Raw genomic sequence first — 18,114 nt, 5'->3', positions numbered from 1 at the left:
GGTCCCGCATACTGATACGCGTCTGCGGATCTTCTTCGCCTCAGCTAACGTGCTGCCCATCATGCGTTACGGGCTGCTTCTCCTTAGCTGCCGCGGTGAGGGCCTGTAGTCGTAGGCCGACCCCCTCCCCGCGGGATCTGGTGCTGCGTTTCGACTGTCGGCCGTCCAACGGACCTCCCCGAGGAGCCCCACGCAATGTCGCAGCCCGTCGGCCGCCCCACCCCGATCACCAACGCCACCCACACGCAGGCACCCTCCGGCCTGCCGATCCACAAGTACCGCCCGTTCGAGGCCGTGGACCTGCCCGGCCGCACCTGGCCGGACCAGCGGATCACCAAGGCGCCCCGCTGGCTCTCCACCGATCTGCGCGACGGCAACCAGGCGCTGATCGACCCGATGTCGCCGGCCCGCAAGCGCGAGATGTTCGACCTGCTGGTGCGCATGGGCTACAAGGAGATCGAGGTCGGCTTCCCGTCGTCCGGTGAGACCGACTTCGCGTTCGTACGGTCGATCATCGAGGACGGCGCGATCCCGGACGACGTGACGATCTCGGTGCTGACGCAGGCGCGCGAGGAGCTGATCGAGCGGACCGTGGAGTCGCTGCGCGGCGCCCCCCGGGCCACCGTCCACCTCTACAACGCCACCGCCCCCACCTTCCGCCGGGTCGTCTTCCGCGGCTCCAAGGAGCAGGTCAAGCAGATCGCGGTGGACGGCACCCGGCTGGTGGTGGAGTACGCCGAGAAGCTGCTGGCCGACGAGACCGTCTTCGGCTACCAGTACAGCCCGGAGATCTTCACCGACACCGAGCTGGACTTCGCGCTGGAGGTCTGCGAGGCGGTGATGGACGTCTGGCAGCCGGAGGAGGGCCGCGAGATCATCCTCAACCTGCCGGCCACCGTGGAGCGTTCGACGCCCAGCACGCACGCCGACCGGTTCGAGTGGATGAGCCGGAACCTGTCCCGGCGGGAGTTCGTGTGCCTGTCTGCGCATCCGCACAACGACCGCGGGACGGCGGTGGCCGCCGCCGAACTGGCCGTGATGGCCGGCGCCGACCGCGTCGAGGGCTGCCTGTTCGGCCAGGGCGAGCGCACCGGCAACGTCGACCTGGTGACGCTGGGCATGAACCTCTTCTCCCAGGGCGTCGACCCGCAGATCGACTTCTCGCAGATCGACGAGATCCGCCGCACCAGCGAGTACTGCAACCAGATGGAGGTCCACCCGCGCCACCCCTATGCGGGCGACCTGGTCTACACCGCCTTCTCCGGCTCCCACCAGGACGCCATCAAGAAGGGCTTCGACGCCATGGAGGCCGACGCGGCCGCCCAGGGCAAGACCGTCGACGACATCGAGTGGGCGGTGCCGTACCTGCCCATCGACCCCAAGGACGTGGGCCGCTCCTACGAGGCGGTCATCCGGGTCAACTCGCAGTCCGGCAAGGGCGGTATCGCCTACGTCCTGAAGAACGACCACAAGCTGGACCTGCCGCGCCGGATGCAGATCGAGTTCTCCCGGATCATCCAGGAGAAGACCGACGCCGAGGGCGGCGAGGTCACCCCGAAGGACATCTGGGACACCTTCCGGGACGAGTACCTGCCCAACCCGCAGAACCCCTGGGGCCGCGTCCAGGTCAGGGCCGGGCAGACCACCACCGACACCGACGGCGTGGACACCCTCACCGTCCAGGCCGAGGTGGACGGCACCGAGACCGTGCTGGTCGGCTCCGGCAACGGTCCGATCTCCGCGTTCTTCCACGCCCTCCAGGACCTGGGCATCGACGCCCGCCTGCTGGACTACCAGGAGCACACCATGAGCGAGGGCGCCTCCGCACAGGCCGCCTCGTACATCGAGTGCGCCATCGACGGCAAGGTGCTGTGGGGCATCGGCATCGACGCCAACACCACCCGCGCCTCCCTCAAGGCCGTGGTCTCCGCGGTCAACCGCGCGGCGCGCTGAGCCGGTTCGCGCCACCGCCCGCAACGGCCCCGCCGCTCCGTACAGACGAAAGCGGCGGGGCCGTTCATATCGCGTACACCCCGCGCGCACATCTCGGCCAGCTGTCCGTCCGTTGTCCGATACGAGGTGCTGACGGCGTCTCACTGGTGTGGCTAACATCACGTAACGAACGGCGCGGGCGCCGGTGGGGGTACCCCCGTGCCCTGAAGGCGTCGGGGACTACGGAGGGCTGACGTGATGCGCAACGTATGTGTGGTGGGGGTGCGCACATCGTGGCGGACCGTCGCCGACGGCGAGTTCTTCTGTCCCGACTGCGGCGGCGACCGCAACTACCTCCGCCGCACCGGCCGGCGCCGCTTCACCGTCCTGGGCATCCCCGTCCTGGCCCGCGGCGATGCCGGGCCGGTCCTCGAATGCTCCGCCTGCCAGGGCCACTTCGGGTTGGACGCCCTCGACCACCCCACCACCGTCCGGTTCTCCGCGATGCTCCGGGACGCCGTCCACACCCTGACCCTGGCGCTGCTGGCGGCCGGCGGCACGGCCTCCCGCACGGTCCGGGACGCCGCGGTCGACGCGGTCCGCGCGGCCGGCTCCGCCGACTGCACCGAGGACCACCTGCTGACCCTGCTCGCCGCGCTCGCCGCCGACACCGGCCGGATGACCGGCACCTACGAGGCGGTCACCGGCGGCCACTGCGCACACCAGGGGATGGACCCCTGCGGCACCGCGCTGGCCATAGAGCTCCATGAGGCGCTGGAGCCGCTGGCGCCCCATCTCGCCCCCGCCGGGCGGGAGTCGCTGCTCCTCCAGGGCGCCCGGATCGCCCTCGCCGACGGCCCCTGCACCCCCGCCGAGCGCGAGGCGCTCAGCACCGCCGGCGCCGCCCTCATGCTCCGCCCGGAGGATGTCGAACGGCTGTTGGCCGCGGCCGCGCGCCAGCCGCGCCACCCGCGCTGAGCGCCGGGTCCGGCCCGGGCACCGGCCGCGCCGGCCCCGAACGGCCGACGCCCCGCGCCGCCCGGGGAGGACCCGGCCGGCGCGGGGCGCCGTACCTCGGCCGGCCGCCGGCCGGCGACCGTCACACCGCCTGCGGCCTCACGCCGTCAGTCGCACCGGCAGGCTCGCCAGCCCGCCCGCGATGAAGCCGCCCGCGGGCGCCAACCCCTCGGCGGGGACGGCCAGTTGCAGGCCGGGGAACCGCTCGAAGAGCGCCGGGAGCGCGGTCCGCGCCTCCAGCCGGGCCAGCGGCGCACCGATGCAGTGGTGCACCCCGTGCCCGAACGCCAGGTGCTCCTGGCTCGCCCGCCGGACGTCGAACGTGGCGGCGTCCGCCCCGTACTGCTCGGGGTCCCGGCCCGCCGCCGCGTACATCGCCAGGATCGCCTCGCCCTTGCGGATCACCTCACCGTCCGGCAGCGCGATGTCCTCCACCGCGAACCGCAGCGGCAGGCTCGCGATGCTCGGCGTCCAGCGCAGCGTCTCCTCGATCACGTCGTTCCACGACACCTCGCCCGCCCGCACCAGCTTCAGCTGCTCGGGGTGGGTCAGCAGCGCGTACACCGCGTTCCCCAGCAGGTCGACGGTGGTCTCGTGGCCGGCGCCGATGACCAGCAGCAGGGTGTCCAGCAGCTCCTGCTCGGTCATCCCCTGGCCCTCGTCGTCCCGGGCCGCGACCAGCACACTGGTCAGGTCCTCCCCGGGCGTCGCGCGCTTGGCCGCCACCAGGGAGCCGAGCAGTTCGTTGACCGCCACCCAGGTCGCGGTGGCCTGCTCCGGCGTGGCCGTGGTGTCCAAGATCTCGGCGATGCGCCGGGCCAGTTCGACCCGCGGCTCGCCCTCCGGGTAGCCGAACAGCTCACAGATCACCTGCATCGGCAGCGGGTGGTTGAAGGACTCCCGCAGGTCCACGACCTCGCCCGCCGGGCGCGACGCCAGCCCGTCCAGCAGCTCCCGGGTGATCTGCGCCACCCGCGGCACCATGGCGTCCGTGCGGCGCGCGGTGAACGCCGGGGCGATCAGCTTCCGCAGCCGGCGGTGGTCGGGGCCGTAGGCGGTGAACATGTTTGTCACGCCTATCCACGACTGGAGCCAGCTGCCGCGGATCTCCTCGCGCTGCCACTGCGGCCAGTGGGCCCGCGGGTTCTTCGAGACCCGGTCGTCGGTGAGGAGTTCCTTGAGCAGGGCGTGGCTGGTGACCCCCCACGCCTCGATGCCGCCGGGCAGTTCGATCCGGGCCGCCGGGCCTAGCGCGCGGAGGCGGGCGCCTTCGCCGTGGATGTCGGTTCCGGCCGGGTCGATGACGACGGGCCGCTGTCGCTGTTGTGCCATGGCGTGGCTCCTGCCTGATCCGGGGTGATGGGGGTGAAGCGGGCCGGGAGGGTGGCCAGGGCCCGGTGGAAGGCCCCGTTGCGCCACTGCAACGCCTCGGCGTCGACGGCGAGTTCGATGTCCGAGAGCCATGCGGTCAGCCGCTCGATCGCGGTGGTGGCGATCAACAGCGCGTGCCGCTTGACCGGGCAGGCGTGCGGGCCCGCCGACCACGACAGGTGCGATCCGCCGCCGGCCCCCGGCCCGTGCCCGGCCGTGGTGTCGAACTGGCTGTTGGCCGCGGCGTAGGAGACCATCACCAACTGCCCGGCGCGCACCCAGGTGCCGTGGAAGAAGACGTCCCGGACCGGGAAGTGGGCGGAGTAGTTGGTCAGCGGCGGGTCGTTCCACAGCACCTCGTTGATGGCGTCGTGCACGGTCAGTGCGCCACCGGAGACGGTGCTGTAGTAGCGGTCGTCGGACAGCATCCGGGCGAGCGCGTTGCCGATCAGGTTGGCCAGCGGCTCGTTGCCCGCGCCCATCACGAGGATGACGTTGTGGATCAGTTCCTCGTCGCTCAGACCGTTGGGGTGGTCCATGAACCACGACGTGAGGTCCGGCCCGCGCTGTACCTTCTTGGCGCCGACCAGCTCCATGATGTACTGCGTGAACGCCTCGTTGGCGGCCGTCGCCTCCTCCGGCGAATTGCCCTCCAGCATCCCCGAGATCGCGTCGATCAGCCGGTCGCTGTAGGAATCGGGCAGTCCGAAGAGGGTGTTGAACATCAGCAGCGGGATCAGCCGCGCGTAGTCCGCGATCAGATCCGCCTCGCCCCGGTCCCCGAAGCGCTGGATCAGGGTGTCCGCCGCGTGGTGCACCCGGGCGCGCAGCTCGTGCGGTTCGACGAGCCGGAAGCTGTCGACGATGACGTCCCGGTAGCGGACGTGCGCCGGGCCGTCGCTGAAGAAGACGTTCGGCCGCCAGCCCAGCATCGGCAGGATCGGGGAGTCCGGCGGGACGGTCTGCATCCAGGCCCGGGAGTCCCGGGACCAGGTCGCGTCGTCGTTGAGCAGTTCCAGCGCCGCCCGGTAGTCGGTCACCAGCAGTGCCGGCACCTCGGGTGCGATCTCCACCGGTGCCAGCGCCCCGTACTGCCGCAGCCACGCGTAGACGCCGTGCGGGGCGGCGGCGAAGTCCGGTCCGTACAGCCGCACCGGCGCGTGCGCGTCCGGTGCGGCCGGGGCCTGCTGCGGTGCCGCGTGCGCCGGGCAGCCCGGCGGCGGGACGGCGGCCTGCTCGGGGCAGGACGGCGAGGGGGCGGCGCCCGGCTGGTGCGGCGATGTCACGGCTTCGGATTCTCCTCGGGCGTGTGGGCCAGGACGTGGCGGACCAGTGCGATCAGCGCGTCGACGGACTGCTCCCGGTCGCGGGCGTCGCACAGCACCAACGGCGTGTCCGGGTGCAGGTCGAGCGCCTCGCGGAGCTTTTCCACGTCGTACTGCGGGGCGTCGGGGAAGGTGTTGACCGCGACCGCGTAGCGCAGCCCGGCCTCCTCCACGATGTCCATCACCTCGAACGAGTCCGCCAGCCGGCGGGTGTCGGCGAGGACCAGGGCGCCCAGCGCACCGCGGGCGATGTCCTGCCACAGCGGGCGGAACCGCTTCTGCCCGGGGGTGCCGAACAGGTACAGCACCAGGTCCCCGGGCAGCGTCAGCCGCCCGAAGTCGATGGCGACGGTGGTGGTGGTCTTGTCCCGCACGCCGGCGAGGTCGTCGACCATCGCGCCGGACTGCGTCATCACCTCTTCGGTGTGCAGCGGCGGGGTCTCCGAGAGCGCCCGGATCAGCGTGGTCTTGCCGACCCCGAAGGGGCCGGCGACCAGCAGCTTGACCAGGGTCTGGTCCGCGCCGCGGAGGTACATGCTGCCGGTCCCGGCGCCGGGGCTAGGACTTGAGAGAGCGGAGTCCATCGAGAACCCTCTCCAGGATCTGCCGGTCGAATTGCTCGGCTTCGGGTATGGGGACTCGGGCGTGCAGGCGCCCGGCATCGACGAGATCGGCCACCAGCACCTTCACCACGCTGACGGGCAGGTGAAGGTGGGCGGCCACCTCGGCCAGAGTCAGCGCCCCGGGCTGGAGCAGCTCCAGGATCCGGTGCTCTTCGGGGCGAACCTCACTGGTGATCGGCATGTCCACACCGATCAGCACGGTCAACCGGTCCAGTGTGTTGCGGCTCGGACGGGCTCGCCCGCCGGTCGCCAGATAGGCCGGTACGAGGCGGCGTCCGCTGCTCTGGCGCGGTGTCATGCCTGGCTGCCGAGGTCCCGAGCCGGGCTGTTCATGACCTTCTTGCCCAGGGTCGTCACCTGGATCTGCATGTGGTGCGCGACGACGCCCATGTTCACCTCCGGATCGGCGAAAACGGCCAGGCAGGTGTTCTCGCCCGCCGGGATCGCGAAAACGAAACCTTCCTCGGACTCGATCACCGTCTGCCGCAGCCGGGCGTCGTCCTTCTCGACGAAGGCCGCGGTCACCGCGCGGCCCGCGCCCTGGAGCGCCGACATCATCGCCGCGACGCCCTCCGCGGCCTCGCGCGACAGGCCCGGCGAGGCCCCCTCGATGAAGCCGTCGCCGGAGATGACGGCGGCGTGGACGACATGCGGCAGCTCCAACAGGGGAGCCAGCACCCAGGACTTGTCCTCGGTGACACGGCGGCGGGTGGGGCTGTTCATGACTGGGCGTTCCCTCCGGGACTACGCGGCGAATCGGACTGCTGCGGGACATCGGACTGCGCGAGGTCGGGCTGCATCGAGCCGGACTGCGGGACGTCGGACTGCTGGGGTTCGGGCTGGTATGCGGCCGCCCGGCCGGACTCGGTGCCGCGCTGGAGCGCCGCCCAGCGGGACCCGGTCTCCTCCGGGGAGCGCAGGTTGAGGGTGTCCGAGCGCTGCTCGGCCGGCTGCTCGGACTGCGGCCGGCGCCGCCGCCGGCGCGGCAACTCGCCCTCGGCGAGCGGCTGCGCCTGCTCGGGCACAGCGGAAGCGGCCGGCGCGGAGGGCACGGCAGGCGCCGCGGCCATCGGCGGGGCAGCGTGGGCGGGGTGCGCGGGGGACGCCGGCGGGGCGGGCGGCACGGCCCCGGCAGGGGTGGCCGGCACGCCGGCCCCGGTCGGCATCGTGGCCGGCGCCGCCGCCCGGTCCCGCGGCCCGCCCGGGGCGCGGTGCGGCATCGGCGCCATCACCGAGATCGGGCGTGCGCCCGCGTCGAGGACGGTCAGCAGCGGATCGCCCGGGATGTAGACCACGGCGCGCACCCCTCCGTACGGCGAGGGTTCCACGTGCACCCCGAAGCCGTACTGCCGCACCAGCTGGCCGGCGGCCGCGAAACCGGACCGCGGCGGGTCGCCCAGCTGCGTCAGCAGCAGGGCGTCGGCGCCGGCCAGCAGCTCCATCGCGTGCTTGAGCTCGTCGTCGTGCATGCCGACGCCGTAGTCGTCGATGATCACCGAGGCGCCGCGGTTGCCCTGCTGGAGCGTGACGGAGACCGGCAGTTCCCGGTGCGAGTGGTGCAGCGCGTTGGCCAGCAGCTCGGTGACGGTGATCGCGATCGGCTCGACGGCCCGGGCCACCACCGCGACCGGGTCGCGGAGCTGGTTGCTGATCTGCACCCGCTCGTAGCCGCGCAGCCGCGAACTGGCGCCCACCACCAGTTCGGCGAGGTAGGAGTCCTGGCGGGTCAGGCCCGGCCAGGCACCGCACACCACGCCGGTGGCCTGCACGCGCCGCAGCGCCTGCTCGTTGAGGAAGTCCGCGTCCAGCAGGTCCTGCGCGATCTGCGGGTCGTCGTACCGGTGCTGCATCTCCTGGAGCGAGGTCTGCACCTGGTAGAGCAGCGCCTGGATGGTGGTGGTCGCACCGCGCAGCGTGGACTGCGCCGCCGCGTCGACCCGGGTGCGCTCCTTGGTGATCGCCTCGCTGACCTGCTCCAGTACGGCGTTCAGCGCCTGGTCGGTCGCCGAGTCGGCGAACCGCTTGTCCGACAGCCCGCGAACGGGCACGTGCGGGTGGGCCAGCGCCAGGGTCAGGTCGGGCAGCCGGGCCTCGGCCAGGTGCCGGATCTCGGCCTCCGTGGCCCGCAGCCTGGCCGTCAACTCCGTGTTGCTGTGGAGCGTGGCGCTGTTGTGTTCCTCGGCGGCGGTCAGGCGGGTTCTGAGCCCGGCACGCTCCTTGCGCACGCGGACCAGGAGCGCCGCCAGCACCACGGCGGCGGCCGTACCTGCGCCAAGGCACCACAACAGCGCCTGCGGTATGGATGTCATCGAGATCCTCGTTTGGGGACTGACGGGGATGTCTCGGTCGCCACGGCTGCCGTGCCGCCGAACCTCACCGGATGCTACCTGTCAGTCGACACGCTGTGAGGGTCCTTGACGTGCGAAGACTGAGAAGTACCGAAGGTCACGTTATCCGTTCATGACTCCCCGGTAACGTGCCGCGGCCCCGCTCTTCGGAAAGGGACTCCGGGGCCGTGCGGGCCTTACGGGTGAAACGGGGTCAGGCCGCCGCGAAACGGCTGCGGTTGGCGGGGGTCCGCCGCCACGGCGGCTGCCGCCGCCCGCGCGCCCGGACGACCTGACAGGGGGTGAGAGGCTCCGCGCCGCACCGGTGTTGGGTTCGCCGCGCGAGGAACCGTGTGCCCGTCAGTGGAGTTGGGGCGCGGTCCGGTCCGGTGCCGGAGCGCCTCGACGGGAAGCGGACCGGGCGCCGGGCCCGCGGCAGCCCTCGGGGACCTCCGGCAGCGGACCGTCCGGGCCCGGGACGTCGTCCGCTCCCCTCCGGACCGATCCGGCAGGCGCCTCAGCGGACGATCACCGCGGGTGGCGGGACGGGGTGCCGCCGTCGGCCGGGCCCCGGGCCCCGGGCGCCGAGCCGCGCGCCCCACCCCCGGGAGAGCGGGCCCGAGGGCCGGCCGGGCCCCGGGTCGGACCGGTCCGCGGGTGCGCGAGAATGGCCGTATGACTCTGTTCCGCGACGACGGCATCGTGCTGCGCACCCAGAAGCTGGGCGAGGCGGACCGGATCATCACCCTGCTCACCCGCGGCAACGGTCGGGTCCGGGCGGTGGCGCGGGGCGTCCGGCGGACGAAGTCGAAGTTCGGCGCCCGGCTGGAGCCGTTCTCGCACGTGGACGTGCAGTTCTTCGCGCGCGGCGGGGAGCTGATCGGGCGCGGGCTGCCGCTGTGCACGCAGAGCGAGACGATCGCCGCGTACGGTGGCGCGATCGTCACCGACTACGCCCGCTACACCGCCGGGACGGCGATGCTGGAGACCGCCGAGCGGTTCACCGACCACGAGGGCGAACCGGCCGTCCAGCAGTACCTGCTGCTGGTCGGCGGGCTGCGGACGCTGGCGGGCGGGGAGCACGCCCCGCACCTGGTGCTGGACGCGTTCCTGCTGCGCTCGCTGGCGGTGAACGGTTATGCGCCGAGTTTCGACGCCTGTGCGCGGTGCGGAATGCCCGGTCCGAACCGGTTCTTCTCGGTCGCGTCCGGCGGGGTGGTGTGCGGTGACTGCCGGGTGCCCGGAAGCGTCGTACCCTCCTCGGAGGCCATCGGGCTCCTGGGTGCGCTGCTGACCGGCGACTGGGAGACCGCGGACGCCTGCGAGGCGCGGCATGTCCGGGAGGGCAGCGGCCTCGTCGCGGCGTATCTGCACTGGCACCTGGAGCGCGGTCTGCGGTCCCTGCGCTACGTGGAGAAATAGCGGTCCTCGCACCGCGCGGCCCGGCCACCCGGTGGTCCGGCCACCGAACGAACCGTCCATCGACATTGCATAGGAGACGTGGGGCGCATGGCAGTACGCGGGATTCTGGGGCGCAACCGACGTGGATACCAGACGCCCGAGCCGCACCCCTCGGGTGCCCGCCCGCCGAGGATCCCCGGCGAGCTCGTCCCGAACCACGTCGCGGTCGTGATGGACGGCAACGGGCGGTGGGCGAAGGAGCGCGGGCTGCCGCGCACCGAGGGCCACAAGGTGGGCGAGGGCGTCGTGATGGACGTCCTCAAGGGCTGCATCGAGATGGGCGTGAAGAACCTCTCGCTCTACGCCTTCTCCACCGAGAACTGGAAGCGGTCGCCGGACGAGGTCCGCTTCCTGATGAACTTCAACCGGGACGTGATCCGCCGGCGCCGGGACGAGATGGACGCGCTGGGCATCCGCATCCGGTGGGTGGGCCGGATGCCGAAGCTGTGGAAGTCCGTCGTCCAGGAGCTCCAGATCGCCCAGGAGCAGACCAAGAACAACGACGCGATGACGCTGTACTTCTGCGTGAACTACGGCGGTCGGGCGGAGATCGCGGACGCCGCTGCGGCCATCGCGGCGGACGTCCGGGCCGGGAAGCTGGACCCGTCGAAGGTCAACGAGAAGACCATCGCGAAGTACATGTACTACCCGGACATGCCCGATGTGGACCTCTTCGTCCGGCCCTCCGGTGAGCAGCGCACGTCCAACTACCTGATCTGGCAGAGCGCCTACGCCGAGATGGTGTTCCAGGACATCCTCTGGCCGGATTTCGACCGCCGGAACCTCTGGGAGGCGTGCCTGGAGTACGCCAAGCGCGACCGCCGGTTCGGGGCGGCGCCGCTGGCCGACGGCGAGTCGGCGACGACGACCTGAGCCGCGCCGTACGACGACGGACGGGCCGCCTCCCTCGCGCGAGGGAGGCGGCCCGTCCGTGCTGCCGGTGTGCGGGGCCCCGCGGGCTCCCGGCGCGGTGTCAGGCGTCCGGGCTTCCCGCCTGCGCCTTCACCGCGCAGTCCCCGCAGGTGCCGAAGATCTCGACGGTGTGCGCCACATCGCGGAAGCCGTGCTCGGCCGCGATCTGGTCGGCCCACTTCTCCACCGCCGGGCCCTCGACCTCGACGGCCGTGCCGCAGCCCCGGCACACCAGATGGTGGTGGTGGTCGTCGGAGCTGCACCGGCGGTAGACGGCCTCGCCCTCGCTGGTGCGCAGGACGTCGACCTCACCGGCGTCGGCGAGGGACTGGAGCGTCCGGTAGACGGTGGTCAACCCCACCGAGTCGCCCCGGTGCTTGAGCATGTCGTGGAGTTCCTGCGCGCTGCGGAACTCGTTGACCTCGTCGAGTGCGGCCGAAACCGCGGTGCGCTGCCGTGTCGACCGGCCGCGTACCGGAGAACCCGCGCTCGTCGCCACCGTTGCCTCCCTAGGACGTCAGGACTTCTCCCGCGCATGCGTTTGGCCATTGTGCCAGGTGATGACCGGAGGCCCTGTGCGGTGCTTACAGCTGCCTCTCTATGTATCCCTCGTCCAGGGCGTCCCACACCATCGTTTCCGTGCCACCGTCATACCCGGACGTCGTCCTCGGTGGCGGGGCGGCTGCCCGGTACCTCCAGGGTGCACCCCTTTTCGGACGCCGCGGCGGCCCCGGCCCGCTTTCTGGCCAGCGGGGTGGCCAGCGCCGTGAAGCCGACGAACAGGGCGATGGCGAACAGCACGATGGTCGCGCCGGACGGCACGTCGACGTAGTACGAGGCGGTGGTGCCGGTCAGGGTCACCGCCACGCCGATCCCCACCGCGGTCGCGAAGGTCACCGCGAAGCTGCGGCTGATCTGCTGGGCGGCCGCGACCGGGATCACCATCAGCGCGCTGACCAGCAGCAGGCCGACGACCCGCATGGCGACCGTGACGGTGACCGCGGCGGTCACCGCGACCAGCAGGTTCAGCAGCCGCACCGGCAGGCCGGTGACCCGGGCGAACTCCTCGTCCTGGCAGACCGCGAACAGCTGGCGGCGCAGCCCGATCGTGATCGCCAGCACCAGCGCGGCCAGCACGTAGATCGTCGTCATGTCCTGCGGCGAGACGGTGGTGATCGAACCGAACAGGTAGGTCCCCAAGTTGGCGTTGGAGCCGGCGTCGGAGAGGTTCATCAGCATCACACCGCCCGCCATGCCGCCGTAGAACAGCATGGCCAGCGCCAGATCGCCGCGGGTCTTCCCGTACCAGCGGATCAGCTCCATCACCACCGAGCCGGCGACGGCCACCACGGTGGCCATCCACACCGGGCTGGTGTTGAGCAGGAAGCCCAGGCCGACACCGGTCAGCGCGACATGGCCGATTCCGTCGCCCATCAGTGCCTGGCGGCGCTGGACGAGGTAGATGCCGATGGCGGGTGCGGTGATCCCGACGATCAGGGCGGCGATCAGCGCCCGCTGCATGAAGGCGTAGTTCAGGATCTCCATCAGCTCAGCAACCCCGTTCGGAGCGGTTCGGCCGCCGCGTCGGCGTGCGGGTGGACATGGTCGTGGCCGGGCAGGGCGTGCTGCCCCACGGCCTCCGGCGGCGGGCCGTCGTGGACGACGCAGCCGTCCCGCAGCACCACGGCGCGGTCGATCAGCGGCTCCAGCGGCCCCAGTTCGTGCAGGACGAGCAGGACCGTGGCGCCGCGGCCGACCTGCTCGCGCAGCGCGGCGGCCAGCACCTCCTGGCTCGCCAGGTCCACGCCGGCCATCGGCTCGTCCATGATCAGCAGGTCCGGTTCACCCGCCAACGCCCGGGCGATCAGGACCCGTTGGTGCTGTCCTCCCGACAGGGCGTTGACGGAGTCCTTGACCCGGTCCGCCAGTCCGACCAGTTCCAGCGCGTGCTGCACCGCCGCCCGGTCCGCCTTGCGGAGCAGGCCCAGCTTCGTCCGGGCCAGCCGGCCGGCCGTGACCACCTCGCGGACGGTGGCCGGCACCCCGCCGGCCGCCGTGGTGCGCTGCGGCACGTAGCCGACCCGCGCCCAGTCCTTGAAGCGGCGGAACGGCGTCCCGAAGAGCGCCAGTTCCCCGCTGGTCAGCGGGACCTGCCCGATCACCGAGCGGACCGCGGTGGACTTCCCGGACCCGTTGGCCCCGAGCAGCGCGACGACCTCGCCGGTCCGCACGGTCAGATCGACCCCGCGCAGCACCGGCCGGGCGCCCAGCGCCGCGGTCGCCCCGCGCAGCTCGATGACGGCCGACGGTGGTGCGGCGGACCGCTCCTTCGCCTCCAGTTCTATGACGGGCCGGCCGGTGTCCTTCATCTGCTGACCTCCGTCGTGCGGTGCGTCGTGGCGTGCCCGGTGGGTACGGGGTGTGCGGGCCGGTTCACTTGGTGCCGAGCGCCTTCTGGAGCGCGGCGAGGTTGGCGCGCTGCACCGCGAAGTAGTCCGTACCGCGGGACGTCTTGGTGATGCCCTCCAGCGGGTCCAGCACATCGGTCTTCAGGTGCAGGTCGCCGGCGAGGGTCTTGGCGGTGGCCGGGTTGGCCAGCGTCTCGAAGAACACCGTGGAGACGTGGTGGGACTGCGCGAGGCTGTGCAGCTCCTTGATGCGGTTGGCGCTGGGCTCGGACTCCGGGTCCAGGCCGCTGATCGCCTCCTCGACCAGGCCGTAGCGCTCGGCGAGGTAGCCGAAGGCGGCGTGGGTGGTGATGAAGGTGTCCGAGGCGCGGTTCTTCAGGCCGTCCGCGAACTCCTTGTTCAGCGCGTCCAGCTTCTTCACCAGGGCGTCGGTGTTCTTCTGGTAGTCGGCCTTGTTCTTGGGGTCGGCCGCGGCGAACGTCTTGTTGACGCCCTTGGCGACCTCGGCGAACTTCACCGGGTCCAGCCAGACGTGCGGGTCCTGGCCGGGCTCCCCCTCGGAGTGCGAGTGGTTGTCGCCGGTGGTGTGGTGGTGTCCGTCCACCTCGTTGCCGTGCTTCTCCAGGGAGGTCAGCTCCGCCGCGTCGGCGATGTGCTTGACCCCGGACTGCTGCACCGAGTCGTCCACGGCGGGCTGGAGGCCCTTGAGGTAGACGATCGCGCCGGACTCGTCGAGCTGCGCGGTCTGCTTGGGGGTGAGCGTCAGGTCGTGCGGCTCGACGCCCGGCTTGGTGAGGTTGGACACCTCGACGTGGTCGCCGCCGATCTGCTCGGCGAGGAACTGGAGGGGATAGAACGAGGCCGTCACCCTCAGCCTGCCGTCATCGGATCGCCCGGAGGCGGTGGGGGAGCAGGCGGACAGGGCCAGCAGGCCGAGGACCGCGGCTCCGGCGATGGCGGCGGTGGATATCCGAGGGCGTACGTTCATGACACTCATTTTCAACAAAGGTGGAAATGATTGTCAACAAAGTGCGTGCCAGGTCACAGAGCGAACAGAACCGGCCGGAAGCGATCCGTAACCGATTTGGTCCGGGGGGTACGCACGCCGCTACCCTGAACTATTCGCTCGCGCGATCTCTGAGCAGCACCCTTCGCCGAGGCGCCCCCCGCGCCCCTATCACTGTCCGACGTCGTACTGAAGAGAGCACCGTGGCCGCCGACAAGATCGATACCATCGTCAGCCTGAGCAAGCGCCGTGGCTTCGTCTACCCCTGCAGTGAGATCTACGGTGGATCCCGCGCTGCCTGGGACTACGGCCCCCTCGGCGTCGAGCTCAAGGAGAACATCAAGCGCCAGTGGTGGCGCGCCATGGTCACCTCCCGCGAGGACGTCGTCGGCCTCGACTCCTCGGTGATCCTGGCCCCCGAGGTGTGGCAGGCGTCCGGCCACGTCGCCACCTTCACCGACCCGCTCACCGAGTGCACCTCCTGCCACAAGCGCTTCCGCGCCGACCACCTGGAGGAGGCGTACGAGGCCAAGCACGGCAAGCTCCCCGAGAACGGCCTCGCGGACATCAACTGCCCGCACTGCGGCAACAAGGGCGGCTTCACCGAGCCCAAGCAGTTCTCCGGCCTGCTCTCCACCCACCTCGGCCCCTCGCAGGACACCGCCTCGGTCGCCTACCTGCGCCCCGAGACCGCCCAGGGCATCTTCACCAACTTCGCGCAGGTCCAGCAGACCTCCCGCAAGAAGCCGCCGTTCGGCATCGCCCAGATGGGCAAGTCGTTCCGGAACGAGATCACCCCGGGCAACTTCATCTTCCGGACCCGCGAGTTCGAGCAGATGGAGATGGAGTTCTTCGTCAAGCCGGGCGAGGACGAGCAGTGGCAGGAATACTGGATGGAGCAGCGCTGGAACTGGTACCGCGACCTGGGCCTGCGCGAGGAGAACATCCGCTGGTACGAGCACCCCGCGGAGAAGCTCTCCCACTACTCCAAGCGCACCGCTGACATCGAGTACCGCTTCCAGTTCGGCGGCTCGGAGTGGGGCGAGCTGGAGGGCGTCGCCAACCGCACCGACTACGACCTCTCCTCGCACGCCAAGGCGTCCGGCCAGGACCTCTCCTACTTCGACCAGGAGGCCGGCGAGCGCTACACCCCGTTCGTCATCGAGCCGGCGGCCGGTGTCGGCCGCACCATGCTCGCCTTCATGCTCGACGCCTACACCGAGGACGAGGCGCCCAACGCCAAGGGCAAGCTGGAGAAGCGCACGGTGCTGCGCCTCGACCCGCGCCTGTCCCCGGTGAAGGTCGCGGTCCTCCCGCTCTCCCGCAACCCGCAGCTCTCCCCGAAGGCCAAGGGGCTCGCCGCGGACCTCCGCAAGTTCTGGAACATCGAGTTCGACGACGCCGGCGCCATCGGCCGCCGCTACCGCCGCCAGGACGAGATCGGCACCCCGTTCTGCGTCACCGTCGACTTCGACACCCTCGACGACAACGCGGTCACGGTCCGCGAGCGCGACACGATGAAGCAGGAGCGTGTCAGCCTGGACCAGATCCAGACCTACCTCGGGTCGCGCCTGCTCGGCTGCTGATCCGCCTGACGGCGGGGCTGCCGACGGGGTGGTGACCGCCACGGTCGTGCGGCCGTGGCCTGGACCTCCTCGTAAGGCCACAACACGACACCGGCCGGTCTCCGATTCTTCGGAGGCCGGCCGTTTCGCGTGGCGCTTGCGATGGGTTTGCTTCCCACGTTTTTGGCTTTCCCGCCGTGGGGGTTGCTGTCTTTGCGCCTGCGGCGCGGGCTGAGGTGTCCGCTGCGCGTTGCTGTTGTCCGCTGCGCGGGGCTGTTGGGTGCGGTGGCGGGTCTGCGGGGCTGGGGGTGTCCGGACTGCTTCGCTTTACGTCCGGACACCCCCAGCCCCACAGCCCCGCCCCCTCCCGTTGTGGGTGGGGTTCCGGTGGGTTGAGGCTGAGGCGAGTGGTCGCCTGACGGTCGCCACTCAACACACAACCCGCGCTTGACCACCGGGAGTTGACCCCACTTGCCTGTTTCACCGACCACAGACCCGGCACCGCACCCGACAACGCCCCGCGCAGCGGACAGGCACCGCACCCGACAAGCCCCGCGCAGCGGACAGGCACCCCGCATGGCGGGAAAGCCAGCAACGTGGGAGGCAGGCACAGCGCAAGCGTCACCGCGCTAGCGAAGGGCCCGCGGAAGGCGAAGTCCCAGTGTCGTCGTGCCCGCCACGATCGCCAGCTGGGTCAGCAGGGCGACAAGGAGGGCGTCGCGGACGCCCGCCGCCGGCAGCACCGCGAGGAACAGCGTGCCGAGTGTGGCGACGCCCAGGGCCAGGCCCGACTGCTGGGTGGTGACCATGACGCCGCCGCCGACCCCGGCCTGGGTGACCGGGAGTTCGCTCAGGACGATCCGCAGCAGTACCGGCAGCACCAGGCCCTGGCCGAGGCCCAGGACCGCCATGCTCGGGGCGAGCGAGGCGACCGGGATGGCGGGCCAGCCCGCGTGGACGGTCAGGGCCAGGACGACGAGCCCGGTGCCCTGGATCAGCGAGCCGGCGATGACCACCTTGCGCCCGAAGCGCTGCACCAGTCGGGGGCCGGCCAGCGAGGCCAGGAAGAAGGTGACGCAGAGCGGGAAGAGGGCGAGGCCCGCGGCCAGCGGTCCGTAGTGCAGTCCGCTCTGGAGGGCGACCGCGACCACGAACATGAAGCCGCCGAAGCCCACCGAGAACGGCACGATCATGGCCAGGCCGCTGCGGACGGACGGGATGCCGAAGAGCGAGGGCGGGACCAGCGGCGTGCGGCCGGTGCGTTCCGCGCGGCGCTCCACGGCCACGAACGCCCCGGCGGCGAACGGGAAGACGGCCAGCAGCAGCCAGGACCACAGGGGCCAGCCGGCGGCGCGGCCCTCGGTCAGCGGCAGCAGCAGGGCGACCAGCGCGAGGGCGAGCAGCACGGTGCCGGGGACGTCCACGCGGCTGGGGTGCGGCGAGCGGGTCTCGGGCACCGTACGGGCCGCGAGCAGCAGGGCCGCGGCGGCGATCGGGACGTTCACCAGGAACACCGCGCGCCAGCCGCTGCCGGCCAGGTCCACCGAGACCAGCAGCCCGCCGAGCACCTGGCCGACGGCGCTGGAGACCCCGGCCGTGCCGCCGTACAGGCTGACGGCCTTGGCGCGCCGCTTGCCGGTGGTGGTGGCCTGGATGGTGGCCAGTACCTGCGGCAGCAGCAGCGCCGCGGCGGCGCCCTGGGCGACCCGGGCGGCCACCAGCGTCCCGGCGTTCGGGGCCAACCCGCAGGCCAGCGACGTCAGTCCGAACGCGGCCAGTCCCCACAGGAACAGCCGGCGCCGGCCGACCATGTCGCCGAGCCGGCCGCCGAGGACCAGCAGCGTGGCGTAGGCGACGCCGTAGCCGGCCACCACCATCTCCAGCGTCGCGGGGCCGGCGTGCAGATCGCGGTCGATGGTCGGCAGGGCGACGTTGACGATGAAGAAGTCGATCAGGGGGAGGGCCGCACCCAGGAGGACGGTCAGCAAGCCCAGCGGGGTCAGCGGCGGCGCGGCCTCGGGGTGGGGACGGGCGGGGGCGGTCGGGGTGGTGGACGGGGTGGCCGGGGCGGCGGTGGCTATGGGGGTTTCGCTCACGGGGACGAGCATTCCGCCCCGCTCAGCCGGGTACCAGAGTCTTCGCATCCTGGTATCAGCGCTACCTGGCA

Annotated in this window: 16 protein-coding genes; 5 read left to right on the top strand and 11 right to left on the bottom strand. The window is 71.6% G+C overall.

Annotated elements, in window-relative coordinates:
• Nucleotides 1–195 precede the first annotated feature (195 nt).
• Together leuA and ACIQE0_RS06320 are read left to right on the top strand one after the other, a co-directional pair.
• Nucleotides 196–1,953 carry a 2-isopropylmalate synthase gene (gene leuA, locus ACIQE0_RS06325; protein ID WP_402329463.1) on the top strand — a complete coding sequence of 586 codons (1,758 nt, stop codon included), beginning with the start codon at nucleotides 196–198 and terminating at the stop codon, nucleotides 1,951–1,953.
• A 237-nt stretch (nucleotides 1,954–2,190) separates the two neighbouring features.
• A complete protein-coding gene (locus ACIQE0_RS06320; RefSeq protein WP_366340001.1) occupies nucleotides 2,191–2,910 on the top strand; it encodes a TerB family tellurite resistance protein in 720 nt (239 codons plus the stop codon).
• 138 nt (nucleotides 2,911–3,048) lie between these two features.
• Here the strand turns inward: ACIQE0_RS06320 and ACIQE0_RS06315 are convergent, their stop codons facing one another.
• From ACIQE0_RS06315 to ACIQE0_RS06290, 6 genes are read right to left on the bottom strand one after another with little or no spacing between them, the layout of a single operon-like run.
• Nucleotides 3,049–4,281 (bottom strand): cytochrome P450, encoded by a 1,233-nt coding sequence (locus ACIQE0_RS06315; protein WP_402329460.1) that lies wholly within the window; start codon nucleotides 4,279–4,281, stop codon nucleotides 3,049–3,051.
• Entirely contained in the window at nucleotides 4,197–5,606 is a 1,410-nt protein-coding gene (locus ACIQE0_RS06310; RefSeq protein WP_402329458.1) for a cytochrome P450, read from the bottom strand. The genes ACIQE0_RS06315 and ACIQE0_RS06310 overlap by 85 nt, the downstream gene beginning before the upstream one ends.
• Nucleotides 5,603–6,181 carry a GTP-binding protein gene (locus tag ACIQE0_RS06305; protein WP_402329456.1) on the bottom strand — a complete coding sequence of 193 codons (579 nt, stop codon included), beginning with the start codon at nucleotides 6,179–6,181 and terminating at the stop codon, nucleotides 5,603–5,605. The genes ACIQE0_RS06310 and ACIQE0_RS06305 overlap by 4 nt, the downstream gene beginning before the upstream one ends.
• Before the next feature lie 22 nt (nucleotides 6,182–6,203).
• Complete coding sequence (locus ACIQE0_RS06300) at nucleotides 6,204–6,566, bottom strand: DUF742 domain-containing protein (protein ID WP_016575340.1); 363 nt, start codon at nucleotides 6,564–6,566, stop codon at nucleotides 6,204–6,206.
• The gene (locus ACIQE0_RS06295; RefSeq protein WP_366339986.1) at nucleotides 6,563–6,991 is read right to left on the bottom strand and encodes a roadblock/LC7 domain-containing protein; all 429 of its coding nucleotides are present in this window, start codon (nucleotides 6,989–6,991) and stop codon (nucleotides 6,563–6,565) included. The genes ACIQE0_RS06300 and ACIQE0_RS06295 overlap by 4 nt, the downstream gene beginning before the upstream one ends.
• Complete coding sequence (locus tag ACIQE0_RS06290) at nucleotides 6,988–8,577, bottom strand: ATP-binding protein (RefSeq protein ID WP_402329454.1); 1,590 nt, start codon at nucleotides 8,575–8,577, stop codon at nucleotides 6,988–6,990. Before ACIQE0_RS06290 ends, ACIQE0_RS06295 begins: the two co-directional genes overlap by 4 nt.
• Before the next feature lie 693 nt (nucleotides 8,578–9,270).
• Between ACIQE0_RS06290 and recO the strand changes: the two genes are divergently transcribed.
• The gene (gene recO, locus ACIQE0_RS06285; protein WP_366339982.1) at nucleotides 9,271–10,017 is read left to right on the top strand and encodes a DNA repair protein RecO; all 747 of its coding nucleotides are present in this window, start codon (nucleotides 9,271–9,273) and stop codon (nucleotides 10,015–10,017) included.
• A gap of 87 nt (nucleotides 10,018–10,104) precedes the next feature.
• Complete coding sequence (locus ACIQE0_RS06280) at nucleotides 10,105–10,929, top strand: isoprenyl transferase (protein WP_366339980.1); 825 nt, start codon at nucleotides 10,105–10,107, stop codon at nucleotides 10,927–10,929.
• 100 nt (nucleotides 10,930–11,029) lie between these two features.
• On the opposite strand, the gene ACIQE0_RS06275 is transcribed toward ACIQE0_RS06280, so the two are convergent.
• The 4 genes from ACIQE0_RS06275 to ACIQE0_RS06260 form a co-directional block, all read right to left on the bottom strand.
• Nucleotides 11,030–11,467: a transcriptional repressor gene (locus ACIQE0_RS06275; protein WP_366339978.1), complete on the bottom strand. Its 438-nt coding sequence runs from the start codon at nucleotides 11,465–11,467 to the stop codon at nucleotides 11,030–11,032.
• 149 nt (nucleotides 11,468–11,616) lie between these two features.
• Nucleotides 11,617–12,513: a metal ABC transporter permease gene (locus ACIQE0_RS06270; protein ID WP_366339976.1), complete on the bottom strand. Its 897-nt coding sequence runs from the start codon at nucleotides 12,511–12,513 to the stop codon at nucleotides 11,617–11,619.
• On the bottom strand, nucleotides 12,513–13,337 hold the full coding sequence (locus ACIQE0_RS06265) for a metal ABC transporter ATP-binding protein (RefSeq protein WP_402329452.1): 825 nt from the start codon (nucleotides 13,335–13,337) through the stop codon (nucleotides 12,513–12,515). Before ACIQE0_RS06265 ends, ACIQE0_RS06270 begins: the two co-directional genes overlap by 1 nt.
• 64 nt (nucleotides 13,338–13,401) lie before the next feature.
• Complete coding sequence (locus ACIQE0_RS06260; RefSeq protein WP_402329450.1) at nucleotides 13,402–14,364, bottom strand: metal ABC transporter substrate-binding protein; 963 nt, start codon at nucleotides 14,362–14,364, stop codon at nucleotides 13,402–13,404.
• A gap of 221 nt (nucleotides 14,365–14,585) precedes the next feature.
• On the opposite strand from ACIQE0_RS06260, the gene ACIQE0_RS06255 reads away from it, so the two are divergent.
• Nucleotides 14,586–15,968, top strand: coding sequence for a glycine--tRNA ligase (locus tag ACIQE0_RS06255; protein WP_366339970.1), 1,383 nt, complete (start codon nucleotides 14,586–14,588; stop codon nucleotides 15,966–15,968).
• A 608-nt stretch (nucleotides 15,969–16,576) separates the two neighbouring features.
• On the opposite strand, the gene ACIQE0_RS06250 is transcribed toward ACIQE0_RS06255, so the two are convergent.
• Nucleotides 16,577–18,055: an MFS transporter gene (locus ACIQE0_RS06250; protein WP_366340070.1), complete on the bottom strand. Its 1,479-nt coding sequence runs from the start codon at nucleotides 18,053–18,055 to the stop codon at nucleotides 16,577–16,579.
• Nucleotides 18,056–18,114 lie beyond the last annotated feature (59 nt).

This window comes from Streptomyces sp. NPDC093097 (genome assembly GCF_044754325.1).
Lineage (GTDB): Bacteria > Actinomycetota > Actinomycetes > Streptomycetales > Streptomycetaceae > Streptomyces.
This window is presented reverse-complemented; position numbering and strand designations above follow the sequence as displayed.